This window comes from Enterobacter cloacae complex sp. 418I7 (genome assembly GCF_050030705.1).
GTDB classification, from domain to species: Bacteria; Pseudomonadota; Gammaproteobacteria; order Enterobacterales; family Enterobacteriaceae; genus Enterobacter; species Enterobacter intestinihominis.
Genome location: NZ_JBLGUU010000008.1, coordinates 1 through 3029 on the forward strand (window position 1 = coordinate 1; position 3029 = coordinate 3029).

Consider the following 3029-nt stretch of genomic DNA (forward strand, 5'->3'; position numbering starts at 1 on the left):
GTTGTGTGATCTGCTAGGCTCTGTTCTTCGCCTCGTATTAAGCCGTGTTTCTTATTGTGTAAAGCATATTGATCAAGAAGTTTAGAATACGAATTTTTACCACGGTAAAAGGCTTTACAGTTAAATTTTCCGTCTTTAATCGGTAAAACCACGGCATGAATATGAGGTGTTGATTCATCGAGATGAACAACAGCATTTACACAAATACCGTAATTTTCTTTTTTCAAATAATCAACCTGGGTTTTAATCCAATCTTTTAGGTTTTTCTCGTATTGTTCTTTTGTTTTCTTTGAACCGTCTTTATTGTTAAAGAAAAACTCCGGGCTTGCTGTTAAAATAAATTCTTGGAATAAAACCGTGTCTTTATTTCGAGGCTTAATTCCTGAATTTTCGATATAAGTATTAATATCGTTTTTAATATTATTCGTTCCGAATAATAAAATATTGTCTTTTGTTTTTTCTGTTTTTATATTTGTTTCAATATTTCCATTTCTGAAATTATGATTATTAACTGCCGAGACAGATCCTTTCTTGTGTTTTTCAACTCGTATAATTGCAAACTGTTTTACCATCGCAAACCTCACTTTAATGTTAAAAGCACGTAGTGAGAGTTGCCGTTAAATTTCCAAAAAAAGGTTTTAATTTATATATAGGTTCCTTCACAACTGCCAAATTTTACTAATTCAAATATTACAATGTAGACCTTTTGGTTTTGACTTTGACCTTCATTTTCCGTAGGAAAATCACAGGACTGACACTTGTGTCGGTCTACTGTGTGATAGACTGACATTGTAAAACTCAATCTATTTACAAGTTAACTCTTAATATAAAAAAGTCAAATTCCTTACCGCCTCACTTCGTTCGTTGGACAATTTCCTATTTCAAAAATTAAAATTTTTAAAATCGAAAATTTTTGATAAAAACCAGGTCAAAACCTTTTTTTTGGAATGAAGGGCGGCGGGTTGTCTGCCGACCTTTTTTTCAAAATCAGATTTTCAAGCGGGAGGAGAACAGCCGAAGGCCCGACCATAACTTGAGAAATCTGATTTTGAAACTCAACACAGCCGTAGGGTGAGCAAAGCGAAGTCTAACCTACGGCTGAAAATCCTTCGTTCACTCGTCAGCGAAGCGAGCCAGATCCGTCCTAATGAGCGATAGCGAATGACCAGGGCGGATGAACGAAGGATTTTTTTAGTCACTTTTCCTAAATCCTATAACAAAGTTATAGGCTCAATGAGCCTGTAAGTCTCTGTATGGTTCTACTTCGCATTAAGTGAACTAATGACAGGTTTACTACTGAGAACACGATCAGAACCGTGAGGACTCACACAGCTTGTCTGTGTGGGTTCGAGGGGTTGAACTTGCCGAACGATTTTTGAGGTAGTTTTCAGGCTCAAATCGGCAAGTTACTTGCTCCGATCTGGGGTTCTCTCTTACCTCTTATTACTTATATATATTATAACCACCTCTACAACCCTTGATATTACTCACTTTTTTCTCTTTTTAGTTGGTAGTTTTACCAACTTTCAGTCTAAAAAGTTGGTAATTTTACCAACTAAAAGTTGGTAGTTTTACCAACTAGAGTTGGTAGTTTTACCAACTTTTCAAAATCGATCTAAGCCGTTTGTTTTTACCAACGGTAGTTGGTAAAGTACCAACAAAGTTGGTTTTTTTTGAACTTTTTCTATTGACAATTATTTTAAATGTTTTAAAACAAATTATATAAAATAAATTAAGGAGGTTTTAAAATGAGTAAATTTTCAAATTTAGCAGTTAGAGAAATAGAAGTTGACGAGTTAGATCTTTTATTTGGTAATGAAGAAAACGAAGAAGTAAAAGAAGTAATAGAGAAATTACAGAAATCCGGTGAGAAAATAAAAAGCACTGTAATAATTGAAAAAGATCAACCGAAGGTTGATATTAAAAACCAATTTGTAATTGCTTTTACTGAAAATCTTGATTATCTGGCTAAAACACTAACCAAAACAGAATTTAGAATAGTATTCTATATTTTGGATAAAATGGAATTTGGGAATTTAGTTTCCTTTAAACAATCTTCTATTTCTAATGCTTTAGGCATAAATAAGAGTAATGTTTCTAACTCATTTAAAAAACTAAAAGAAAAATGCATTCTTGTTGACGATGAAGACGGAAACACTTTTTTCAATTCTAACTTAGTTATAAAGGGGTTACCAAAAAAATTAGTAAAAGAAAAAAGACAGAATTTAGATAAAGCAAAAGTAAAAAATAAAGATATTAAAAATATAAATTTCGTATAAAAAAATGCCAAATCCGAAGACTTGGCAGAAGATAAAATAAATTAAGAATATGTATTATAAAAAAACCTTTGACAAAATCAAAGGCTTTTTTACATCTTAAATGCTTTAACTTTAGGTTCTTCTTGCTCATTTTGAGCCAATTTTTGCTGTAATGTATCTTTATCCATAATTTTCAAATTAACTGCGCGAGAGAGCGGTTTTTCTTCTAACTCGTTGTTTTTATTGATATTTTTTTCTTCTTCTGTTTGTTCGTAAGTTGTTGATTTTAAAGTGTTTTTTCTATTAGTTAAAAAATCTTTTAAATCTTTCATCGTCTTGAAAGGCTGTTTTACAATATCACTCAAAGCCTCTTTTGCATCGTTTAAAATATCATAATAATAATTTCTTTCTTCATCGATCTGATTTAAACTTCTTTGCTTTAACTCCATAGCTTTAATATCACTATTTAACTTTTTTTCTTTTTTTTTCAATTCCTCTATTTGTTTTTTTTGTTCGTTGTTTTGTTTTTCCAAGCCATTATTAACCGAGAATTGAATTTTATAATTATGCTTATAAAATGAATAAGCATTCATTGTTTTTTCATTTGAAATTTTTATTAGCCTTTTTGTTTCGTCGTAAGAGAATTTTTTCTCAAGACCTAAAAAGTTAGTTTCTTTTTTTACTAAATTACTGTTTCTACTAGCAATATTTCTTTTTTTAATTTCAAGATCGGTTATGTGTTTTTGAGCTAAGTCTCTATACTCTTTTAGT

At 30.9% G+C, this 3029-nt stretch carries 3 protein-coding genes; 1 reads left to right on the top strand and 2 read right to left on the bottom strand.

Annotation, left to right across the window (positions count from 1 at the left end):
- The coding region (gene mobV / locus ACQG0S_RS24465) for a MobV family relaxase (protein WP_426751007.1) at positions 1-572 on the bottom strand (572 nt) is incomplete at its 3' end.
- Between the two features lie 1176 nt (positions 573-1748).
- Here mobV and ACQG0S_RS24470 point away from each other — a divergent pair.
- Positions 1749-2279, top strand: coding sequence for a replication/maintenance protein RepL (locus tag ACQG0S_RS24470; RefSeq protein ID WP_113655956.1), 531 nt, complete (start codon positions 1749-1751; stop codon positions 2277-2279).
- An 89-nt stretch (positions 2280-2368) separates the two neighbouring features.
- Here ACQG0S_RS24470 and ACQG0S_RS24475 read toward each other — a convergent pair.
- A partial coding sequence (locus ACQG0S_RS24475) for a hypothetical protein (RefSeq protein WP_426751009.1) occupies positions 2369-3029 on the bottom strand: 661 nt, incomplete at its 5' end.

Bases quoted from the DNA above. Each gene is read 5' to 3' on its own strand.
- ACQG0S_RS24470 (WP_113655956.1), top strand. From the start codon at position 1,749: ATGAGTAAATTTTCAAATTTAGCAGTTAGAGAAATAGAAGTTGACGAG.